21 protein-coding genes are annotated in these 22,415 nt (G+C 62.2%); 19 read left to right on the top strand and 2 right to left on the bottom strand.

Annotated elements, in window-relative coordinates; genetic code table 11:
* Window positions 1-58 precede the first annotated feature (58 nt).
* From rpsB to RA167_RS06440, 16 genes are all read left to right on the top strand, one after another.
* Complete coding sequence (gene rpsB, locus RA167_RS06515) at window positions 59-805, top strand: 30S ribosomal protein S2 (protein WP_076784932.1); 747 nt, start codon at window positions 59-61, stop codon at window positions 803-805.
* A 199-nt stretch (window positions 806-1,004) separates the two neighbouring features.
* Window positions 1,005-1,886, top strand: a complete 882-nt coding sequence (gene tsf / locus RA167_RS06510; RefSeq protein WP_076784931.1) for a translation elongation factor Ts — start codon at window positions 1,005-1,007, stop codon at window positions 1,884-1,886.
* A gap of 241 nt (window positions 1,887-2,127) precedes the next feature.
* Window positions 2,128-2,841, top strand: a complete 714-nt coding sequence (pyrH, locus tag RA167_RS06505) for a UMP kinase (protein ID WP_076784930.1) — start codon at window positions 2,128-2,130, stop codon at window positions 2,839-2,841.
* Window positions 2,842-2,924: 83 nt separating this feature from the next.
* Window positions 2,925-3,485, top strand: coding sequence for a ribosome recycling factor (frr, locus tag RA167_RS06500; protein ID WP_076784929.1), 561 nt, complete (start codon window positions 2,925-2,927; stop codon window positions 3,483-3,485).
* A 70-nt stretch (window positions 3,486-3,555) separates the two neighbouring features.
* Window positions 3,556-4,338 (top strand): isoprenyl transferase, encoded by a 783-nt coding sequence (locus RA167_RS06495; RefSeq protein ID WP_076784928.1) that lies wholly within the window; start codon window positions 3,556-3,558, stop codon window positions 4,336-4,338.
* Complete coding sequence (locus RA167_RS06490; protein ID WP_076784927.1) at window positions 4,332-5,147, top strand: phosphatidate cytidylyltransferase; 816 nt, start codon at window positions 4,332-4,334, stop codon at window positions 5,145-5,147. Before RA167_RS06495 ends, RA167_RS06490 begins: the two co-directional genes overlap by 7 nt.
* An 11-nt stretch (window positions 5,148-5,158) precedes the next feature.
* Entirely contained in the window at window positions 5,159-6,382 is a 1,224-nt protein-coding gene (locus tag RA167_RS06485) for a 1-deoxy-D-xylulose-5-phosphate reductoisomerase (protein ID WP_076784926.1), read from the top strand.
* A gap of 54 nt (window positions 6,383-6,436) precedes the next feature.
* A complete protein-coding gene (rseP, locus tag RA167_RS06480; RefSeq protein WP_076784925.1) occupies window positions 6,437-7,801 on the top strand; it encodes an RIP metalloprotease RseP in 1,365 nt (454 codons plus the stop codon).
* 66 nt (window positions 7,802-7,867) lie between these two features.
* Window positions 7,868-10,171: an outer membrane protein assembly factor BamA gene (gene bamA / locus RA167_RS06475; RefSeq protein WP_076787142.1), complete on the top strand. Its 2,304-nt coding sequence runs from the start codon at window positions 7,868-7,870 to the stop codon at window positions 10,169-10,171.
* Window positions 10,172-10,199: 28 nt separating this feature from the next.
* Window positions 10,200-10,727, top strand: coding sequence for an OmpH family outer membrane protein (locus RA167_RS06470; protein WP_170872388.1), 528 nt, complete (start codon window positions 10,200-10,202; stop codon window positions 10,725-10,727).
* Window positions 10,728-10,744: 17 nt separating this feature from the next.
* Window positions 10,745-11,854: a UDP-3-O-(3-hydroxymyristoyl)glucosamine N-acyltransferase gene (gene lpxD / locus RA167_RS06465; RefSeq protein ID WP_076784923.1), complete on the top strand. Its 1,110-nt coding sequence runs from the start codon at window positions 10,745-10,747 to the stop codon at window positions 11,852-11,854.
* 47 nt (window positions 11,855-11,901) lie between these two features.
* Window positions 11,902-12,366, top strand: coding sequence for a 3-hydroxyacyl-ACP dehydratase FabZ (gene fabZ / locus RA167_RS06460; protein ID WP_076784922.1), 465 nt, complete (start codon window positions 11,902-11,904; stop codon window positions 12,364-12,366).
* Window positions 12,367-12,409: 43 nt separating this feature from the next.
* A complete protein-coding gene (lpxA, locus tag RA167_RS06455; protein WP_076784921.1) occupies window positions 12,410-13,198 on the top strand; it encodes an acyl-ACP--UDP-N-acetylglucosamine O-acyltransferase in 789 nt (262 codons plus the stop codon).
* Between the two features lie 10 nt (window positions 13,199-13,208).
* A complete protein-coding gene (gene lpxB, locus RA167_RS06450; protein ID WP_076784920.1) occupies window positions 13,209-14,387 on the top strand; it encodes a lipid-A-disaccharide synthase in 1,179 nt (392 codons plus the stop codon).
* Window positions 14,384-15,187, top strand: a complete 804-nt coding sequence (rnhB, locus tag RA167_RS06445) for a ribonuclease HII (protein ID WP_235090363.1) — start codon at window positions 14,384-14,386, stop codon at window positions 15,185-15,187. The genes lpxB and rnhB overlap by 4 nt, the downstream gene beginning before the upstream one ends.
* Window positions 15,188-15,217: 30 nt before the next feature.
* Entirely contained in the window at window positions 15,218-15,997 is a 780-nt protein-coding gene (locus RA167_RS06440) for a TrmH family RNA methyltransferase (protein ID WP_076784919.1), read from the top strand.
* A 10-nt stretch (window positions 15,998-16,007) separates the two neighbouring features.
* Here the strand turns inward: RA167_RS06440 and ppsR are convergent, their stop codons facing one another.
* On the bottom strand, window positions 16,008-16,826 hold the full coding sequence (gene ppsR, locus RA167_RS06435) for a posphoenolpyruvate synthetase regulatory kinase/phosphorylase PpsR (protein WP_076784918.1): 819 nt from the start codon (window positions 16,824-16,826) through the stop codon (window positions 16,008-16,010).
* Window positions 16,827-17,196: 370 nt separating this feature from the next.
* Here ppsR and ppsA point away from each other — a divergent pair, with 370 nt between their 5' ends.
* From ppsA to RA167_RS06420, 3 genes are all read left to right on the top strand, one after another.
* A complete protein-coding gene (gene ppsA, locus RA167_RS06430) occupies window positions 17,197-19,617 on the top strand; it encodes a phosphoenolpyruvate synthase (protein ID WP_076784917.1) in 2,421 nt (806 codons plus the stop codon).
* Window positions 19,618-19,762: 145 nt separating this feature from the next.
* Window positions 19,763-20,224, top strand: coding sequence for an NfeD family protein (locus RA167_RS06425; RefSeq protein WP_076784916.1), 462 nt, complete (start codon window positions 19,763-19,765; stop codon window positions 20,222-20,224).
* Window positions 20,225-20,238: 14 nt separating this feature from the next.
* Window positions 20,239-21,159 carry an SPFH domain-containing protein gene (locus RA167_RS06420; protein ID WP_076784915.1) on the top strand — a complete coding sequence of 307 codons (921 nt, stop codon included), beginning with the start codon at window positions 20,239-20,241 and terminating at the stop codon, window positions 21,157-21,159.
* A 234-nt stretch (window positions 21,160-21,393) separates the two neighbouring features.
* Here RA167_RS06420 and RA167_RS06415 read toward each other — a convergent pair whose 3' ends face one another.
* On the bottom strand, window positions 21,394-21,906 hold the full coding sequence (locus tag RA167_RS06415) for a hypothetical protein (RefSeq protein ID WP_076784914.1): 513 nt from the start codon (window positions 21,904-21,906) through the stop codon (window positions 21,394-21,396).
* Between the last annotated feature and the right edge of the window lie 509 nt (window positions 21,907-22,415).

Below are 22,415 nucleotides of genomic sequence, written 5' to 3'. Positions count from 1 at the left end.
GCCATACAGGCGCGGATGCGGCAACCGGTTTCAGACTCAACCCTTCGTGGAGAATTTCATGGCAGTTACGATGCGTCAGATGCTGGAAGCGGGTGTGCACTTCGGTCACCAGACTCGCTTCTGGAACCCGAAGATGGCGCCATTCATCTTCGGTCACCGCAACAAGATTCACATCATCAACCTCGAAAAGACGCTGCCGATGTATAACGACGCGCTGAAGTACGCGCGTCAACTCGCAGCTAACCGGGGCACGATTCTATTCGTCGGCACGAAGCGTCAGTCGCGCGACACGATCGCAGAGGAAGCGACGCGCGCTGGCATGCCGTACGTGAACAACCGCTGGCTCGGCGGGATGCTGACGAACTTCAAGACGCTGAAAACGTCGATCAAGAAGCTCAAAGACATGGAAGCGGCGATCGAATCCGGCGAAGTCGAGAAGATGAGCAAGAAGGAAGCGCTGATGTTCGAGCGCGAGATGGCAAAGCTGCAAAAATCGATTGGCGGCGTGAAGGACATGGGGGGCATCCCGGACGCGATCTTCGTGATTGACGTCGGCTACCACAAGATCGCCGTCACTGAAGCAAAGAAGCTCGGTGTGCCGATCATTGCGGTCGTCGACACGAATCACTCGCCAGAAGGCGTCGACTACGTGATTCCGGGCAACGACGATGCGAGCAAAGCCGTTGCACTGTATGCGCAAGGTGTCGCGGACGCGATTCTCGAAGGTCGCGCAAACGCGTTGAACGACGTCGTGCAGGCAGCCCGCGGCGACGATGAGTTCGTCGAGGTCAACGAGCAGGCGTAACCCTGCGCCAGCGTCCGGCCAGACAATGGGGCTTCACTGAGCCCCTTTTTTTTAGCTGGCGCGGCGGCTCCCAGCCCAGGTGCCGTCGCGGCGCGCGGCGCGCGTGGGCGACTAGCGGGACAACAGATTGTGGCCGCGCGCGGTGTCCGCGCGGCGTGTGGACAACCGGAATAGTCCGACAGATTGACAGGAGCGAACAATGGCGGCAATTACCGCAAGCATGGTGGCAGAACTGCGCGCGAAGACCGATGCGCCGATGATGGAATGCAAGAAGGCGTTGACCGAGGCCGATGGCGACATGGCCCGCGCCGAGGAGCTGCTGCGTGTGAAGCTCGGCAACAAGGCGAGCAAGGCGGCAGCGCGCGTGACCGCGGAAGGCGTGATCGTGTCATTCATCGGCGGCGGCGCCGGCGCGTTGGTCGAATTGAACTGCGAAACGGACTTCGTCGCAAAGAACGAGGATTTTATCGCTTTCTCAAAAAAGGTCGCGGAACTGGTTGCCACGCAGAATCCGGCCGACGTCGCCGCGCTGTCCACGCTGTCGCTGGACGGCTCGACGGTAGATGCAGTGCGGGCTGCGCTGGTCGGCAAAATCGGTGAGAACATGACGATTCGCCGCTTTTCGCGCTTTGAAACCACGCGCAAGCTGGCGTCGTACCTGCACGGCACGCGCATCGGTGTGCTGGTCGAATACGACGGCGCCGATGAGCAGGTCGGCAAGGACGTTGCAATGCACATCGCCGCGATGAAGCCGGTGTCGCTGTCGTCGGCCGATGTGCCGGCTGAGCTGATCGCCCAAGAGCGCAGCATCGCTGAGCAGAAGGCGGCCGAGTCGGGCAAGCCGGCCGAGATCGTCGCGAAGATGGTCGAAGGCAGCGTGCAAAAGTACCTGAAGGAGGTGTCGCTGCTGAACCAGCCGTTCGTGAAGAACGATAAGCAGACCGTCGAGCAGATGCTCAAGGCTGCGAATACGACGGTGCAACGCTTTGTGCTGTTCGTCGTCGGCGAGGGCATCGAGAAGCGCCAGGACGATTTCGCGGCCGAAGTGGCTGCGCAGGTCGCTGCAGCGCAGAAGCAGTAGGCCGTTGCGGCAGCGGCAGCGCCCATCCAGGCGTGGCGCCGCTCTCGCAGCGAGGCCGTGTTGCCGGGGCTCCGCCCACGTGGACGTCCTCCGGCTGGCTAGACGATCCGCTGCCGCGCCGGCACGTCGCATGCGTCTGGGTGAGCGTCGGGCAGCGCGATGCGTTTTTGCAGTGCTTGATCCGCAACGCATTTCCCCCCTACAGTTCTGAAGTCCTTTTCGGCGCGAACGGATATCTTCCATGTCAACTGTCTACAAACGCCTGTTGCTCAAACTCTCCGGCGAAGCCCTGATGGGCGACGATGCATTCGGCATCAATCGCACGATGATCGAGCGAATCGTCGCGGATATCGTCGACGTGGTGAACCTGGGCGCGCAGCTTGCCATCGTGATTGGCGGCGGCAATATCTTTCGTGGCGTAGCGGGCGGCGCGGCGGGCATGGATCGCGCGACGGCGGACTACATGGGGATGCTCGCGACGATGATGAATGCCTTGGCGCTGCAGGATGCGATGCGCCACGCAGGCATCGAGGCGCGCGTGCAGTCTGCGTTGCGGATGGACCAAGTGGTCGAGCCCTATATTCGGCCGCGCGCAATCCGGCAGCTAGAGGAAGGGCGCGTCGTCATTTTCGCGGCCGGCACCGGCAATCCGTTTTTCACCACGGACACCGCCGCTGCGCTGCGCGGCTCGGAGATCGGCGCGGAAGTCGTGCTCAAAGCCACCAAGGTCGATGGCGTCTACTCCGCCGACCCGAAGAAGGACCCGACGGCCACGCGTTATGCGACGATCAGCTTCGATGAGGCGATCAGCCGCAATCTGCAGGTCATGGATGCGACGGCGTTCGCGTTGTGCCGCGACCAGAAGTTGCCGATCCGGGTATTCTCGATCAATAAGCCCGGCGCCCTAAAGCGCATCGTGCAAGGCGATGACGAGGGTACGCTGGTACACGTGTAAACTCGCAGGATGGGACGAATGCCTGGCGTGGCCCATTCTCACGCGGCCGGCCGGCATCCGACTACATCGTTTCGGAGGTTTGAATGACTGTCGCAGACATCAAGAAGGGCGCGGAGCAGAAGATGCAGCGCTCGTTGGAAGCGTTTAAGAGCGATCTGGCGAAGATCCGCACGGGGCGCGCCCATACAGGCTTGCTCGACCATATCCAGGTCGACTACTACGGCTCAAACGTACCGATCTCGCAGGTCGCGAACCTGACGCTGGTCGACGCTCGCACGATTGGCGTGCAGCCGTGGGAGAAGAAGATGGTCGCGGTCGTTGAGAAAGCGATTCGTGAGTCGGATCTCGGTCTGAACCCAGCGACGCAAGGTGACTTGATCCGCGTGCCGATGCCAGCGCTGACCGAAGAGCGTCGCCGCGAGTTGAGCAAGGTCGTGAAGTCGGAAGGCGAAAGCGCAAAGGTGGCAGTGCGCAACCTGCGCCGCGACGCGAACGAGCAGTTGAAAAAGTTGCTGAAGGACAAGGACATCTCTGAGGATGATGAACGCCGGGCACAAGACGAAGTTCAGAAGCTGACCGACAAGTTCGTCTCCGAGATCGAGAAGTTGGTTCAGACTAAGGAAACGGAAATCATGACGGTGTGACGCAACGGCGGCGCCTTGGGCGCCGCCGCTTGCTTTGCATCGTCGCTGGCCGAGGCGGAACGACGAGACAATGACCTATACCAGTTCCACTGTGTGCACCCCGACCGTCACGGACGTGCCGCGGCACATCGCGATCATCATGGATGGCAATGGCCGCTGGGCGCAGCGCAGGCGGCTGCCGCGTGTTGCGGGTCATACGAAGGGGCTCGATGCGGTGCGCACAATCGTCGAGGCGTGTGTGGCGCGTGGCGTCGAATTCCTGACGCTGTTTGCGTTCAGTTCCGAGAACTGGCGGCGGCCGGTTGACGAGGTCTCGTTCTTGATGCGGCTGTTCATCAGCGCGCTCGAGCGTGAAATCGCGCGCCTACATACGAATGGCATCCGGCTGCGCGTGGTCGGCGACTTGTCGATGTTCGAGCCCCGGATCCAGGAGCTTGTGCGCCGCGCGCAAGCTAAGACGGCAGCCAATACCAGATTGACGCTGACCATCGCGGCGAATTATGGCGGCCGTTGGGATATTTTGCAGGCCACGCGCAAGATTGCGCAGCAATGCGTGGATGCCGGCGCGATGCAGAATGTGGATGAAGCGAGCTTCGCGCAACACTTGGCGATGGCGTATGCGCCGGAGCCGGACTTGTTCATTCGCACTGGCGGGGAGCAGCGCGTCAGCAATTTTCTGCTGTGGCAGCTGGCTTATACCGAATTTTATTTCACCGACGTGTTCTGGCCGGACTTTAATGATGCGCAATTGAGTAAGGCGATCGCTTCGTACCGCGAGCGCGAACGGCGCTTCGGGCGCACCAGCGCGCAACTCATCCGGCAGTCGCAAAACGTCGATTCGCTTTCATGCTAAGAACCCGTGTCGTTACGGCGATTGCCCTGCTGGCCGTTTTACTGCCAGTTACGCTGTTTGCCCCGTTGGGTGGTTTCGGTGCGCTGATCGGCTTTGTGCTGGTGTTTGCCGCGTGGGAATGGGCCAAGTTATTGAAGCTGCCGGGCGTCTGGCCGTTCGTCTATGCGGCGCTAGCCGGCGTGGTGCTGGTCGCCTACGTATTCGCGGGCGCGCCGCGCGGTGAAGCGGTATCGCGGGCGGCCGTGGTGTTCTGGATTGCCGCGGCGCCATTCGCGCTGCTGCGCAAGCCGACGTTGGCCGTTGGCGCGTGGCGTGGTTTCCTGCTGGTGGCCGGCCTGGTGTTGTTCGTCGCGTGCTGGCATGCGTTGGTGGCTGCGCGCGCGACTGGCGTCATATTCGTACTATCACTGTTATTGATCGTCTGGCTTGCCGATATCGGCGCATACTTTGCGGGCAGGCGCTTTGGCCGGCACAAGCTGGCGCCGGCGATCAGTCCGGGTAAGACGTGGGAAGGAGTGATCGGCGGATGGCTATCGGTCGTCGTGGTCGCGGCGCTTGCGCTTGCCGCGCATCCGGGCGTGCTGAGCGTGGCCGGCGCGCTGGTCGAGCGTCTCGGCGTCGTGGTCGCGGTGTTCGCGCTGAGCGTGCTGGTCGCCTTCAGCGTCGTCGGCGACCTGTTCGAGTCGCTGTTGAAGCGCCAGGCCGGCGTGAAGGATTCGAGTCAGTTGCTGCCTGGCCATGGCGGTGTGCTGGACCGGATTGACGCGCTGCTGCCCGTGCTGCCGCTGGCGATGCTGCTTTTGAGCTGAAATCATTGATGATGCAACATTGTGTGACCCTGCTGGGCTCGACGGGCTCGATCGGTGATAGCACGCTGGACGTGATCGCCCGGCATCCGGATCGATTTTCGATCCACGCGTTGACCGCGCACCGCAACTGGGAAAAACTCGCTGAGCAATGCTTGCGCTTCGCGCCACACGTCGCGGTGGTCGGCGATGCGCAAACAGCCACGCAGTTGCAGGCGAGGCTGCGCGAGGCGGACTGTGCGACGCGCGTGGACTACGGCCGCGACGCGCTGGCCGCCGCCGCGTCGGACGCCGCTTGCAATACGGTGGTTGCTGCCATTGTCGGTGCGGCTGGACTGGAGCCGACGCTGGCGGCGGCGCGTGCCGGCAAGCGGATCTTGCTCGCGAACAAGGAGGCGCTGGTGATGTCCGGCGCATTGTTCATGGATGCGGTCTATGCCAGTGGCGCCGCGCTGCTGCCCGTTGACAGTGAGCACAATGCAGTTTTCCAGTGCTTTCCGCGCGAGCCTAGTTTGCACGGCGCCGTGACCCGCATCCAGCTCACCGCGTCCGGCGGTCCATTCCGGTTGCGAGAACCGGCTACGCTGGTCGACGTAACGCCGGAGCAGGCGTGCAAGCATCCGAACTGGGTCATGGGGCGCAAGATCTCGGTCGATTCAGCCACGATGATGAACAAGGGCCTCGAGGTGATTGAGGCGCGCTGGCTGTTCGATCTGCGGCCCGAGCAGATTGACGTGTTGATCCATCCGCAAAGCGTGATCCATTCGCTGGTGTCATATGCGGACGGCTCGACACTCGCGCAACTGGGCAATCCCGATATGCGCACGCCGATCGCTCATGCGCTGGCGTTTCCGACGCGAATCGTGTCAGGCGTTGAACAGCTTGATCTGGCGCAGGTGGCGACGCTGACATTCGAGCCGCCTGACTATAAGCGCTTTCCGTGTCTGGCGCTCGCGATGCAGGCATTGCGCGACGGCGGCTCGGCGAGCACGGTATTGAACGCGGCGAACGAGGTCGCGGTCGAAGCGTTTCTTGCGCGACACATCGGATTTACCGCGATCGCGGCAGTCGTTGGCGACGTGCTCGAACAAGTCCAGGCCGATGTCGCCACGACGCTGGACGCAGTGCTTGACGTCGATGCGCAGGCGCGCCGTGCGGCGCAAAAGGCGCTGGCTCGCTACCGTACGCATGGCCAGGCTGGCGTGCGCGGCGTTGCGGTGGCCAGCCAGCTTGGCTGACACGCGTGTTCATTCGGTAGGCCGTGACGTGTGGCATATTGCAGCGAGGATCGCATGAGTTTGCTGATTCAACTGGTTTCGTTCATGGTGGCGATCGGCATTCTGGTCGTCGTACATGAATTTGGCCATTACCTGATCGCGCGCGCCGCCGGCGTCAAAGTGTTGCGCTTTTCCGTCGGCTTCGGCCGGCCGCTGCTGCGCCGGACCAGCCCGGTCACCGGCACCGAGTGGACGCTTTGTGCGCTGCCGCTCGGTGGCTATGTGAAGATGCTCGACGAGCGCGATACCGATACGCCCATCGCTGCGCAGGATCTGCCACACGCATTCAACCGCAAGCCCGTCGGCTGGCGCTTTGCCATCGTCGCCGGCGGACCGCTCGCCAATTTCCTGCTGGCTATCGTACTGCTGGCGGGCGTCTACGCGGGTGGCGTCGATGAGCCGGTGGCCATGCTGGCGGCACCCACTGCCGGTTCGGTCGCGCAACGAGCCGGCTTCGTTGGCGGCGAGACTGTGGTGGCGGTGCGGGCGCCGGACGGGACCACCGAGTCGGTGCGCTCCTGGAGCGATTTACGCTGGAAGCTGCTCGATGCGCAGTTCGACCAGCGCAACATCGTGCTATTGGCCAAGGTGGGTAACGATACGCTCGATTACTCAGTCGATTTATCGCGGGCAGCGCGCCCGGAGCAGGACGAGGATGTTATCGAGCGCCTAGGCTTCGAGCCGGGCGGTAAATTGCGGGTGGCTAGTGTGGAGCCGGGCAGTGCGGCGCAGCGCGCGGGGCTGGCTACGGGCGATGTGGTCGTCGCGCTCGACGGTAAAGCTGTGCAGGGCGCTCATGCGTTCATTGCGACGATCCAGGCCCACGCGCTCAAGCATTTGACGATCACGGTCGAGCGCGACGGCGCGCGCCGCGACATCGACATTGTGCCCGACAAACGGCTTGATGCGGCGGGCGGCAATACGGTCGGCCGCATCGGTGCGGCGATGGCTACGCAGGTGCAGACCGTGGACGTGGAATACGGCTTAACGGAAAGCCTGCAGCTGGGGGCGCGGCGCACGTGGGATATCTCGACCTATTCAGTGCGCATGTTCTGGCGAATGCTTAGCGGCCAAGCTTCGCTGAAGAACTTATCCGGACCGGTCACGATCGCTGATTACGCGAGCAAGAGCGCGCAACTGGGCGCGGCCTCGTTTGCGTCGTTTCTGGCACTGGTCAGCATCAGCCTCGGCGTGCTGAATCTGTTGCCAATTCCGGTATTGGACGGGGGGCATCTGTTATATTATTTGGTTGAAGCCGTGACGGGCAAGGCTGTTTCGGAGCGCTGGCAACTCATTTTACAAAGGGCAGGTCTCGTGTGCATCGTTGCATTGTCTGCGATCGCGCTGTTTAACGATTTGTCACGTCTGATTCATTTCTAAGTCGATGCCATGTACGCGCGGGTGGCGCGGTATGCATTGCAACAGCAAAAACATTGGGGAAGCAAGTTGTTCAAACATCACCGCTTTGTTCCTAAGACGGTTGCAGCTGCGTTGTTCGCGGCATACGGGATAGTTGCGCATGCTACGGTGCCGTTTGTCGTCAAGGACATCCGCCTCGAAGGACTGCAGCGGGTAGAGCCGGGCACCGTGTTTGCCTACTTGCCGGTCAAGCAAGGCGATACGTTCACCGACGACAAGGGTTCGGAAGCCATTCGTGCATTGTATGCGACCGGCTTCTTCAGTGACGTCAAGGTTTTGGCGCAAAACGACGTCGTGGTGGTCAACGTGCAGGAGCGTCCGGCCATCGGCTCGGTCGACTTCGCCGGCATCCACGAGTTTGACAAGGAAAACCTGACTAAGGCGCTGCGCGCGGTCGGCCTGTCCAATGGGCGCTACTACGACAAGGCGCTGGTTGACAAAGCCGAGCAGGAACTGAAACGGCAATACCTGACGCGCGGCTACTACGCAGCGGAGGTGAAGACGACGGTCACGCCGATCGACCGCAATCGCGTGTCGATCCTGCTCTCGGTTGTCGAGGGGCCAAGCGCGAAGATCCGCCAGATCAATTTCATCGGCAACAAGGCGTTCTCGACCAGCACATTGCGTGACGAGATGCAGTTGTCCACACCGAACTGGTTTTCGTGGTACACGAAGGCCGACTTGTATTCGAAAGAAAAGTTGACCGGTGACCTGGAGAACATCCGCTCGTACTACCTGAACCGCGGTTATCTCGAGTTCAATATCGACTCGACGCAGGTATCGATCTCGCCGGACAAAAAAGATATGTATCTGACGGTCACGCTGCATGAGGGCGAGCCGTACAAGGTATCGAGCATCAAGCTCGCTGGCAACTTGCTCGACAAGGAGGCCGAACTCGCGAAGCTTGTGCAGTTGAAGCCGGGCGAGCGATTCTCCGCAGAAAAGCTGCAGGCGTCCACCAAGGCAATCGTCGACAAGCTCGGTGAGTATGGCTACGCGTTCGCCAGTGTGAACGCGCAGCCCGACATCGATCAGGAGCACCATACCGTCAACTTGATTTTGCAGGTCGATCCGAGCCGGCGCGTTTACGTGCGCCGCGTGAACATCACGGGCAACAATAAGACGCGCGACGAAGTGATCCGCCGCGAGATGCGGCAATTCGAGAGTTCGTGGTTCGACAGCCACCGACTTGCGCTGTCGAAGGATCGGGTCAACCGGCTGGGCTACTTCACTGATGTGGACGTGACGACGGCGCCGGTGGAGGGCACGAACGACCAGGTCGATGTCGACGTGAAGGTGACCGAGAAGCCGACCGGCGCGATCACGCTTGGCGCAGGCTTCTCGTCAACCGACAAGGTCGTGCTATCGGCCGGCGTGTCGCAGGACAACGTGTTCGGCTCCGGCACGAGCCTGTCGGTGAACGTCAACACCGCTCGTACGTACCGCACGCTGGCCGTCACGCAGGTCGATCCGTACTTCACGATCGACGGCATCAAGCGGATCACCGACGTCTACTATCGCACGTACCAGCCGCTGTATTACTCGACCAATTCGAGTTTCCGGATCATCACCGCGGGCGGCGACCTGAAGTTCGGCATTCCGTTCTCGGAAGCCGACACCGTGTATTTCGGTGCCGGTGTCGAGCAGAACCGTCTAGACATCGACTCGGCGACGCCGCGGAGCTACATCGATTACGTGAACCAGTTCGGTCGCGTGTCAAATAACGTGCCCGTCACCATCGGTTGGTCGCGCGACGCGCGCGACAGCGCGCTGGTGCCCAGCCGCGGCTACTACACACAGGCGAACGCCGAATACGGCACGCCGATCGGCAAGGCGCAGTACTATAAGGCTGATCTGCAGGCGCAATACTATTATTCGTTTGCCCGCGGCTTCGTGCTGGGCCTGAACCTGCAAGGTGGCTATGGCAACGGGCTCGGCGGCAAGCCGTACCCGATTTTCAAGAACTACTTCGCCGGCGGTATCGGGTCAGTACGTGGCTACGAGCCGAGTTCGCTGGGTCCGCGCGACAAGGCGACAAACGATCCGATCGGCGGCTCGAAAATGATCGTGGGCAACGTCGAGTTGACGTTCCCGCTGCCCGGGACGGGCTATGATCGAACCTTGCGCGTGTTCACGTTCCTCGACGGCGGTAACGTATGGGGGACAGAAGGCAACAGTATCGGCGCGAACGGCTTGCGCTATGGCTACGGCTTGGGCTTGGCGTGGATCTCGCCGATTGGTCCATTGAAGCTGAGCTTGGGCTTCCCGCTGGCTAAGCATGACGGCGATCAATACCAGAAATTCCAGTTCCAGATCGGTACTGCATTCTGACAAACATCCATCGGCTTAAGAGGTGACTTTGCTGACCAGACGATTTTCCCGCTATATCGCAATGGGCGTGCTTGCGATGTCCGCCGGTGGCGCCGCAGTGGCCGCCTACGCGCAAGAGGCACGCATCGCGGCGGTCGATTCGGACCGCATCCTGCGCGAGTCGGCGCCGGCCAAGTCCGCGCAGTCTAAGCTTGAGCAGGAGTTCTCCAAGCGAGACCGCGGCCTGCAGGAGATGGCGCAAAAGCTCAAAGCGATGTCCGACAACCTGGATAAAAATGGTGCGTCGATGTCCCCGTCCGAGCGGCAGCAGCGGCAACGCGACCTCGCCCAGCTCGATACGGACTTCCAACGCAAGCAGCGCGAGTTTCGCGAGGACCTGAACCAGCGTCGCAACGAGGAGCTGGCTGGCGTGCTGGACCGGGCCAACAAGGCGATCCGGCAGATCGCCGAGCAGCAGCGCTATGATCTGGTGGTGCAGGAGGCGGTCTACGTGAGTCCGCGCATCAACATCACAGACCAGGTGCTGAAGGCGCTCGCCAACGGCACGTCGAATTGACTGGGGTATCGTCGCGCATGTCGATGACGCTAACCCAGTTGACGCAACGCTACGGCGGCACAGTCGTGGGCGACGCGGGCCGCATGATCGCGGGTCTCGCGCCGTTGGACAGCGCGGGCCCCGGCCAGCTTGCCTTCGTTGCCAATCCGAAGTATTTGTCGCAGGCCGGCTCGACGCGTGCGGCGGCGGTATTGATCAGCCAGCCGGACCTGGACAAGCTGCAAGCCGAGCATGACGTGACCGGCGCCGCGCCTGGGCCAGCCTTCGTCGTGACACCGAACCCATACGCTTATTTTGCGCGCGTTGCACAACAGTTTGCAGCGGCGGCGCTGCCGGCCGCGCCGGCCGGCATTCATCCCGGCGCGGTGGTGGACCCCGCTGCGAAGGTGGCGGCCAGCGCGACAATCGGCCCCCATGTGACGATCGAGGCAGGCGCGGTAATCGGCGAGCGCGTGCGCATCGACGCGCATGCTTTTGTCGGCCATGGTGCGGTGATCGGCGACGATTCGCGTCTGTATCCGAACGTGACCGTGTACCATGGCTGTCAGCTCGGCGAGCGCGTGATCGTGCATTCAGGTGCGGTGATCGGCGCGGACGGCTTCGGCTTTGCGCCGGACTTCGTCGGCGAAGGTGACGAGCAGACCGGCGAATGGGTGAAGATACCGCAGGTCGGCGCGGTGACGGTCGGCCCGGACGTGGAAATCGGCGCGAACACGACCATTGATCGTGGCGCGATGGCCGATACGGTCATCGAACAGGGCGTGAAAATTGACAACTTGGTGCAGATCGGGCACAACTGCCGGATCGGCGCCTACACGGTAATCGCCGGTTGCGCGGGTATCGCTGGCAGCACGACGATCGGTCAGCACTGCATGATCGGCGGCGCGGTCGGCATTGCCGGCCACGTCACGCTCGCCGATCGTGTGATCGTGACCGCGAAATCCGGGGTGTCCAAATCGCTACTCAAGCCGGGCATCTATACGAGCGCGTTTCCCGCCGTGCCCCACGGCGATTGGAACAGGAGCGCGGCGCTGCTGCGCAACATCGACAAGCTGCGCGAGCGGATCAAGACGCTCGAAGCCGCGCTTGACGCGGGCCATGCGCCGCGCGGCGACGCCGGCGAGTAGCCGTAATACACTGCACGCAATGCGCGACTTAGTCGCGCCGAAACACCATGAGCACTGAAGCAATAAACCTGGACATCCACAAGATTCTCACGCTGCTGCCGCATCGCTATCCGATCCTGCTCGTTGACCGTGTGCTGGAACTCGAACCGCACAAGCGCATTAAGGCACTGAAGAACGTGACGGTCAACGAACCGTATTTCACCGGTCATTTTCCGACGCGGCCGGTGATGCCCGGCGTGCTGATCCTCGAGGCGCTGGCGCAGGCAGCGGCGCTGCTCACGTTTGCCGAGGAGCCGCACGATTCGGACAATACACTGTATTACTTCGTCGGCATCGATGGCGCGCGCTTCAAGCGTGTCGTGGAGCCAGGCGACCAGCTGATACTGAACGTGTCGTTCGAACGGTACATGCGGGGTATCTGGAAATTCAAGGCGCGCGCCGAGGTCGAAGGGACGTTGGCGGCCGAGGCTGATCTGATGTGCACGGTCAAGCAGACGGAATCCGCCGCCTGAGTGCTGGCGTTCTCGTAACGCAAAACGAAGCAAGGGCGAAGGTATGACTTGTATTCATCCCACCGCGATCATCGAAGCGGGTGCGAGCCTGGACGACGCCGTCCAGATCGGCCCGTACGCGGTTATCGGCGCACACGTGCGCATCGGTGCGCGCACGATGGTCGGTTCACACACGGTCATCGAAGGCCATACGACAATCGGCGAAGACAACCGGATCGGCCATTTTGCGGCGCTCGGCGGTGCGCCGCAGGACATGAAGTACGCCGGCGAGCCGACGCGGCTCGAGATAGGCGATCGCAACACGATTCGCGAATTCACGACGATTCACACCGGTACCGCGCAGGACAACGGCGTCACCCGTATCGGCGACGATAACTGGATCATGGCGTACGTGCATATTGCTCACGACTGTCGGGTCGGCAACCATACGGTATTTTCGAGCAATGCGCAAATTGCCGGGCACGTCGACGTCGGTGATTGGGCGATCCTTGGCGGCATGTCCGGTGTGCATCAGTTCGTGCGCATCGGCGAACACGCGTTTCTCGGTGGTGCATCGGCGTTAGTGCAAGACTTGCCGCCCTATGTGATTGCGGCGGGTGAAAAGGCCCAGCCGCACGGCATCAACATCGAGGGGCTGCGCCGTCGCGGCTTCACCGCCGATGCGATTTCTGCGTTGCGGGCCGCGTACCGCACCCTTTATAAAAACGGCTTATCGTTAGACGAGGCGAAAGTGCAGTTGCGTGAGTTGGCGGGGCAGGGCGGCGACGGCGATGAGCCGGTCACGACGTTCCTGCGCTTTATCGAGACCGCCAAGCGCGGCATCATTCGCTGATGCATCGACGATGACGTTACATTCGAGTCCTGTCAAGCTCGCGATGGTGGCGGGTGAGCCGTCCGGCGACCTGTTGGCGGCGTCGTTGCTCGACGGGCTCGCCGCGCGTCTTCCGGCAGGCACCCAATACTATGGGATTGGTGGCCCGCGGATGGCCGCGCACGGATTCGACGCGCACTGGCCGATGGACAAGTTGTCGGTGCGCGGGTATGTCGAGGCACTGCGCCATATCCCGGAAATCCTGCGCATCCGCGGTGAATTGAAGCGGCAGCTGTTGGCCGAGCCGCCAAGCGCGTTCATCGGCGTCGATGCGCCGGATTTCAACTTCTCGCTTGAGGAGGCGCTACGGCATGCGGGTATTCCGACGATCCACTTTGTTTGCCCGTCAATCTGGGCGTGGCGGGGCGGGCGCATCAAGAAAATCGTCAAGGCGGTCGACCACATGCTGTGCGTGTTTCCGTTTGAAACGGCGATTTTGGACAAGGCCGGCGTGGCGTCCACGTATGTCGGTCATCCGCTGGCTGACGCGATTCCGCTGCAGCCGGACCGCCTGAGCGCGCGGCGCGCGAGTGGCTTGCCCCACGAGGGACCTGTCGTCGCGGTGCTGCCGGGCAGCCGCCGTTCCGAGATCGAGTTGATCGGCCCGACGTTTTTTGCGACGATGGACCTGATGCACAAGCGCGAGCCATCGTTGCGCTTTATCGTGCCCGCGCCGAACGCGTCCATCCGCGCGCTGCTGCAGCCGCTCGCGGACCACTACCCGACATTGCCGCTGACGCTGACTGAAGGCAACGCCCAGTTGGCGATGACGGCGGCCGACGCGGTGCTGGTCAAGAGCGGCACCGTGACGCTGGAAGCCGCATTGCTGAAAAAGCCGATGGTGATCTCTTACAAGGTGCCATGGTTAACCGGGCAGATTATGCAGCGGCAAGGCTATCTGCCGTACGTCGGTTTGCCGAACATCCTGGCCGGCCGGTTCGTTGTGCCCGAGATCCTGCAGCATTTCGCGACGCCGGAGGCGCTTGCCGATGCGACGCTGCTGCAACTGAACGATGAGGCGAACCGTCGCACGCTGGTTGAACTGTTCACCGAGATGCACGAACGATTGCGCTGCAACACCGCCGAGCGTGCCGCGGAAGTGGTCGTTGACGTCATCGACTCGGGCCTGTCGGGCAGGAGGCCTCGATGACCGGACGCCGTATGCGTGCGCCTGGCTGCGGTGGCGCGCCTGCTGTTGCGCAGCGCGGGCTGGACTTCGACGATCCGGCCGACCTCGTTTGCGGCGTCGATGAAGCGGGGCGCGGGCCGTTGGCGGGTCCGGTGGTGGCCGCTGCGGTGATTCTCAATCCCGCCGCACCTCGCATTCGCGGGCTCGATGACTCCAAGGCGCTGAGTCCGGCGACGCGCGAAAAGCTGTTCGACCGAATTATTGAACGCTCACTGGCCTATTGCGTCGCGTCGGCAAGCGTCGACGAAATCGATACGCTCAATATCCTGCACGCGACGATGCTGGCGATGCAGCGTGCGGTGCAGGGCCTTGCGCTCACGCCTGCGCTGGTCAAGGTCGATGGCAACCGCTGCCCGGTGCTGTCAGTGCGATCTGAGGCGGTGATTGGTGGCGATGCACTGGTGCCGTCGATCTCTGCCGCGTCGATTCTGGCGAAGGTCACGCGGGACCGGATGATGCATGCGTTGCATGACGAGTTTCCACATTATGGATTTGACGCGCATGTGGGCTATGGCACGCCGCGGCACCTAGCTGCGCTGCGTACCCATGGGCCGTGTGTGCACCACCGGCGCTCGTTTGCGCCGGTGCGCAACGCCTATCTGAGCCTCGGGTTGGGTGCGATGCCTGCGAGCGTGGTGGACGTGCCACCGGTGCGCGCCAGCGCCAGCGACGCTGCAGCGGATACGAGCGCGCAGCCAGCCGCGTGGGACAATGGGCGGCGCGACGACAGTCGTTTGGCTGACGACGCGCCGCCATGCTGAGCTGTGCGACGCTGCCCGCCGGCTGAACCGATGAAAACCATCACATCGCGGGACAATCCGCTGTTCAAGCACCTAAAGGCGCTGACAATCCTTGCACAACAGAAAAAGCGCGGTCAGGCACTGCTCGAAGGCCTGCACTTGGCCGAAGCTTATCTCGATGCGCTCGGCCAGCCGGCGCATTGCGTGCTGACCGAGGCGGCGCTGGCGCAGGTGCAGACCGCGCAGATCGTCGCGCGGCTCGATCCATCGCGGGTCGTGCTGTTTAGCGACGCGCTGTTCTCGCAGTTGTCGACGCTCGTGAACGGGATTGGCATTGCATTCGTGGTAGACGTGCGGCCACGGCCGCTGCCCGAACGCGTCGAGGCCACTTGCGTGGTGCTCGACGGCGTGCAGGACGCCGGCAATGTCGGCTCGATCCTGCGCAGCGCCGCTGCGGCCGGGATCGGCGATGTGTTTTGCTCGCCTGGCACGGCGCACGCGTGGTCGCCCAAGGTATTACGCGCTGGCATGGGCGCGCAATTCCTGCTGCGCGTGCACGAGCAGGTGGGGGCCGCTGACTTGCTGGCACGGCTCGCGGTGCCGGTGTTTGTCACCGATTCGCATGGCGCACAGCTGCTGTACGATGTCGACCTGAGCGGGCCGCTTGCGTGGGTGTTCGGCAACGAGGGCGCCGGTGTGTCGGCCGAGTGGCGCGCCGCGGTGAACCGGCGTGTGACCATTCCGCAGCCCGGCGGCATGGAGTCGTTGAACGTCGCCGCCGCTGCTGCCGTGTGCTTTTTCGAGCAATGCCGGCAACGGCGCGTCGCGTAGCAGCGCGCGCTCAGTACGATTGCCGCTCGAGCTTGATTTCCTGCAGGATCGTCGTCGCGATTTCCTCGATTGATTTGTGCGTCGACGACAGCCATTTAATGCCTTCGCGACGCATCAGCGCCTCGGCTTCATTGACCTCGTAGCGGCAGTTCTCCGGCGCAGCATACTTGCTGCCTGGGCGGCGTTCGTTGCGGATCTCGGCGAGTCGCTGCGGATCGATCGACAGCCCGAAGATCTTGTTGCGATGGGCATACAACGGTGTCGGCAGCTTGCCGCGCTCGAAGTCTTCCGGGATCAACGGGTAATTGGCCGCCTTCACACCGTACTGCATCGCTAGATAGAGGCTGGTGGGCGTTTTGCCGCTGCGCGACACGCCGACCAGAATCACATCCGCATCCTGCAGGTTGCGGTTGCTCTGGCCATCGTCATGCGCAAGCGAGAAATTGATCGCCTCGATCCGGTTCTTGTACTCCTCGGTATCGGCGGCTTGGTGGCCACGGCCGATCGCGTGGGTCGATTGCGTTTGCAATTCCTGTTCTAGCGGCTCGATGAAGGTCTGGAACATATCCATGACCAGCGCGTTCGAGCGTTTGACGATCTCGTTTGAATGGCTATCGACGAGCGTCGTAAAGACGACCGGGCGGCGGCCGTCCAGCGTGGCCGCCTCATTGATTTTCTGGACCGTTGCGTAAGCCTTCTCCGACGAGTCAATGAATGGCACGCGCACAAGGCGGAATTTTTGGTCGAACTGGGACAGGATCGAGTGCGCGAAGGTTTCCGCGGTGATGCCGGTGCCATCGGAGACGATGAATACAGTCGGTGCAGGCATGATGCTTGTCAAGTAGAGCGCCGCGAGGCAGGCCCGGATTTCCGTTGGTCAAAGGGCCTGAGCGGGGATTCTGGGGTTTTTTGCAGAGTAGCACGGTAGAATAGCGGCAACCTGTTTGACAAGCAATTGCAGGCGGTGTCCGCGAAACCGGCGGCAAGCTTTGTTCCATAAGGCCTTGCAGACCGCCGGCGGATGGACGAGGTGTCGCGCGGTGGGCGCAGGGTCCCCCGGCACAGGACGAAGCGATCCTCGCGGCACTCGCGATGGCTTGTCAAACAGGTTGCGCGAGGTGCGTGGCGACTTCCAGTGGAGCTGCGCGCACGGGGCCCACTCGCGCATGCCGGAAATTTTTTACCACTTAGGGGCTTTCATGTCTAACACCGCACATAACGGAGCATACGTCTTACCGTTCGAAGCACTACGAATGACAGATGTCGACTCGGTCGGCGGAAAAAATGCATCGCTGGGCGAGATGATCAGCCAACTGGCTGCGGCAGGCGTTCGCGTACCGACCGGTTTCGCGACGACTGCGCACGCGTTCCGCGAATTCCTTGCTTACAATGATTTGACCGAACGGATCGCCAAGCGCCTTGAGACGCTCGATGTCGACGACGTGAAGGCGCTGGCCGAGGCCGGCAAGGAAATCCGCCAGTGGATCGTCGACGCGCCGCTGCAACCGCGCCTGGATGCGGAGATCCGCGAGCAGTTCGACAAGCTGCAGGCGTCCTCGCCCCAGGAACTATCGTTTGCGGTGCGCTCGTCGGCCACGGCCGAGGACTTGCCTGATGCGTCGTTTGCCGGCCAGCAGGAGTCGTATCTGAACGTCGTGGGCATCGACGACGTGCTGGATCGCATCAAGCACGTGTTTGCGTCGCTGTATAACGACCGCGCGATTTCGTATCGCGTGCACAAGGGTTTCACACACGCCGAGGTGGCGTTGTCCGCCGGCGTGCAGCGAATGGTGCGCTCGGACGTTGGCGCGGCCGGCGTGATGTTCACGCTGGACACCGAATCGGGCTTTCGCGACGCTGTGTTCATCACCGCTAGCTACGGACTGGGCGAGACCGTGGTGCAGGGCGCGGTGAACCCGGACGAGTTCTACGTATTCAAGACGACGCTCGCGCAGGGACGGTATCCGATCATCCGTCGCTCGATTGGCTCCAAGCTGATCAAGATGGAGTTCACGCAGCCGGGCGAGCCGGGCCGCGTGAAGACGGTTGACGTGCCGGCGGAGCAGCGCAACCGCTATTCGATCACCGACGAGGATGTGATCCAGCTCGCCAAGTATGCGGTGATTATCGAGAACCATTACCAGCGTCCGATGGACATCGAGTGGGGTAAGGACGGTCGCGATGGCACGTTGTTCATCCTGCAGGCGCGCCCTGAGACGGTGAAGAGCCAGGCGGCCGGCAAGATCGAGCAGCGCTTCAAGCTGAAGGGCCAGTCGCAGGTGCTCGCGACCGGCCGGGCGATCGGTCAGAAGATTGGCGCCGGTCCGGTGCGCGTGATCCACGATCCTTCCGAGATGGAGCGCGTGCAGCCGGGTGACGTGCTGGTGGCGGACATGACCGATCCGAACTGGGAGCCGGTGATGAAACGCGCGTCGGCGATCGTCACGAACCGGGGGGGGCGTACCTGCCACGCGGCGATCATCGCACGCGAACTCGGCGTGCCGGCCGTGGTCGGCTGCGGTGACGCGACTGATGTGCTGAAGGACGGTGCACTGGTGACGGTATCGTGCGCGGAAGGCGACGAGGGCAAGATCTACGACGGCCTGCTTGAGACAGAGGTGACCGAAGTGCAGCGCGGCGAGTTGCCGAAGATCCCGGTCAAGATCATGATGAACGTGGGCAACCCGCAACTCGCGTTTGACTTCGCGCAGTTGCCGAACGCCGGCGTCGGGCTGGCGCGGCTCGAATTCATCATCAACAACAATATCGGCGTGCATCCGAAGGCGATCCTCGAATATCCGAATGTCGCCCAGGATTTGAAGAAAGCCGTTGAGAGCGTAGCGCGCGGTCACGCGTCGCCACGTGCGTTCTATGTTGACAAGCTGACCGAGGGCGTGGCGACGATCGCCGCGGCGTTCTATCCGAAGCCGGTGATCGTGCGGCTGTCGGACTTCAAGTCGAACGAGTACAAGAAGCTGATCGGCGGTTCGCGCTATGAGCCGGACGAGGAAAACCCGATGCTCGGCTTTCGGGGCGCGTCGCGCTACATCGCCGACGATTTCGCGGCCGCGTTCGAAATGGAGTGCCGTGCGCTCAAGCGCGTGCGCGACGAGATGGGCCTGACCAACGTCGAAATCATGGTGCCGTTCGTGCGCACGCTGGGACAGGCCCAGCGGGTAGTCGAGCTGCTCGCCCAATTCGGGCTCAAGCGCGGCGACAACGGCCTGCGGCTGATCATGATGTGCGAGGTGCCGTCCAATGCGATCCTGGCCGAGCAGTTCCTCGCGTATTTCGACGGCTTCTCAATTGGCTCGAACGACTTGACGCAGCTGACGCTCGGCTTGGACCGGGACTCGGGCATGGAATTGCTCGCCCATGATTTCGACGAGCGCGATCCAGCCGTGCGCTTCATGCTGTCGCGCGCGATCGAAACCTGTCTGCGGTTGGGCAAGTATGTTGGCATTTGCGGCCAGGGCCCGTCGGACCATCCGGATTTTGCTGCGTGGTTGACGAAGGAAGGTATTGCTTCGATCTCGTTGAATCCGGATACGGTGATTGAGACGTGGCAGGCGCTCGCGCAGGCGAACGACGCGCAGACGGACGACGCGAAGGCGGCATGACGCCGCGTCTGCCGGCGGGCCGGACGATACGCCGGCCGCCAGAAACCGCGCGCTGACGCGCGATCGGCTCGCAGCGCGAGCCAGCTTCGTGCTATAAGACACCTCGGTGACGGCACCGGGGTGTTTTTTTATTCAGGGGATCGCGATGGCGGGTTCGGGACTTATCTGGTGGATCGCGACCGGTGCGTTATTGGTGGTCGAGCTGACGACCGGCACGTTCTATCTATTGATGATTGCGCTGGGTTGCGCGGCGGGCGGTGTCGCGCATGGACTCGGCATGCCGGTGGCTGCGCAGCTTGCGCTGGCCGCCCTGGTCGCGCTGGCCGCCGTGACGGCGCTGCGGCGTTCCCGCTATGGTCGTCGGCAGCGCCGCGACGTGCGGGACGCCACGCGGGACGCCGATGTGCTGCTAGACATTGGTCAGACGGTGCGCGTCGAACATTGGGATAACGGCCGGGCACGCATCAACTATCGCGGTGCACAGTGGGATGTCGAGCTTCAGCCCGGCGAGAGCGAGCATGCGCACTGGTATTTGATTCGCCAGGTGCGCGACAACCGGCTCATCGTCGCCGCTCGCCCGGCCGCTCGCTCTTCTTCCACAGTCTGAAGGGATACTACGTCATGGAACTTTCGATTGTCGCACTGGTTTTGTTCGTTGTCGTGGTGGTGATCGCGACGCAATGCGTGAAGATCACACCTCAGCAGCATGCGTGGGTGCTCGAGAGGCTCGGCCGCTATCATGCGACGCTGACGCCGGGCCTAAACATCGTGCTGCCATTCGTCGATCGCGTCGCGTACAAGCATTCGCTGAAGGAGATCCCGCTCGACGTGCCGTCGCAGGTCTGCATCACGCGCGACAACACGCAACTGCAGGTCGATGGCGTACTGTACTTTCAGGTTACCGATCCGATGAAGGCCTCGTACGGTTCGGCGAACTACGTGATGGCGATCACGCAGCTTGCGCAGACGACGTTGCGCTCGGTCATTGGCAAGATGGAACTGGACAAGACGTTCGAGGAACGCGATTTGATCAACCACAGCATCGTGTCCGCGCTCGACGATGCGGCAGCGAACTGGGGCGTGAAGGTGCTGCGCTACGAAATCAAGGATCTGACGCCACCCAATGAAATCCTGCGTGCGATGCAGGCGCAGATTACGGCCGAGCGCGAGAAGCGAGCGCTGATCGCAGCGTCCGAAGGCCGCAAGCAGGAGCAGATCAACTTGGCGTCTGGCGCGCGCGAGGCGGCGATCCAGCAATCCGAAGGAGAGAAACAGGCCGCGATCAACCAAGCCCAGGGACAGGCTGCCGCCATTCTCGCGGTGGCCGAGGCCAATGCGCAGGCGATCCAGAAAATCGCCGACGCCATTCAGTCACGTGGCGGCATGGACGCGGTGAACCTGAAAGTTGCCGAACAGTATGTCAGTGCATTTGGCAACCTGGCCAAGCAAGGCAATACACTGATTGTCCCGGCCAATCTGGCTGATATGAGCACAATGATCGCGTCCGCGCTGAGCATCGTGAAAGCCAAGCGTGACGTGTAACCGAAGCGAGGTGTCGGACAAGCCGTCAGGCGCACGTGCCATATTGTCACACGTGGTGTGCCCCTATGTTGTTTTTCGTCAAACATTAGAGGCTGACTTAGTTGGTAAAAGTTGCCATTGTGTAGCCCGGCGAATAGGACGTCGCAGCGACGTTCTGCCAGAGCGATGAGTGCTGTACGGCGCTGTGCGTTTTTGTGCGAACTATGGTTGGCGAGAAGTGATCTAGAGATTACGTTATTCCACGCCCAACATCCGCTCAACTGAGGTATTTGACGCTTTCACGGTACTGCGTGTTCTCTTCCTGAAGCAGGTATCGGCTCGTAGTGGTCTGCGACATCTGACCCAGATTGTCGCGTACCGTGCGCAGATCGAGGCCGCCGTCGGCTGGCGTGACCTGGTGGTATGCGTCAGCCAGTGCGCCGACGCACGGTCCAATTCATCGGCGCGGTCGGTGAACTCGAGCCGCGCACACAGCCACGTCGCGGTACGGCTAAATATATCCTTGATCGCGTCTTGGAGGGCCGAGCGCGATAGACAGCGACGTTGGTCTTTAAAAGGCATGATTAGCGGCGTGGTTTCGGTCCGGTCGGTCAGCGGGGGCCGGCCACACGCTTGACGATAGCGAGCCAGCTCGGCGGTCAACTCCGGCGACGCCGGCACAATCCGCGCGCGTTTTCCTTTGCCGACGATCTCGAGCCACCATTGGTCGTGCCCCTGCACGCTCAGACGCCGCGAGAAGTTGCCCATTGCTGCGCCAGCGACCGCGGATGCGCAGGCCTTGTAGAAAAGCGTCGTCAGCCAGCAGCAGCGCGCATAGTACGTTTGCTGTGCCCCCGTCTGTTGAGGCAGTTGCTCAATGAAGCGTTTAACTTCCTCTTATAGCGAGAGCTGCAGGTAGCATGTGATGCGTGGTGCCAGCCGTCGGCCGCGTTGACGCAGTTCACGGACAGCTGTACGACGTGCCGCGATTCGTACCGTCGCGCCCGTTTAGGTGGGGCGGCACCATAAGCAATTTGATAGATGGCACGGGGCGCGCTCGGCATAAGCATAAAGATGCTCGCTAGCCATCAGCGCACTGACCTCACGGTGGAGCTTCTTTGTGGCTACCGCTTGCGATGTATGTCAATGGCACGGCGGGATTGTGCTTTTCGGGGAGGGCAGCTTCCGCCAGCCTCTATTTCTGTACAGCAGAAGTTGCTTCGTTATGGCGTTTGCTCGCTCAGGCCATGATATGCCGGCTAAAAATGGGCGTGACT

Source organism: Mycetohabitans endofungorum, from assembly GCF_037477895.1.
Lineage (GTDB): Bacteria > Pseudomonadota > Gammaproteobacteria > Burkholderiales > Burkholderiaceae > Mycetohabitans.
The sequence above is the reverse complement of the archived record's forward strand: the minus strand, read 5'-3'. Positions and strand labels throughout refer to the sequence as shown.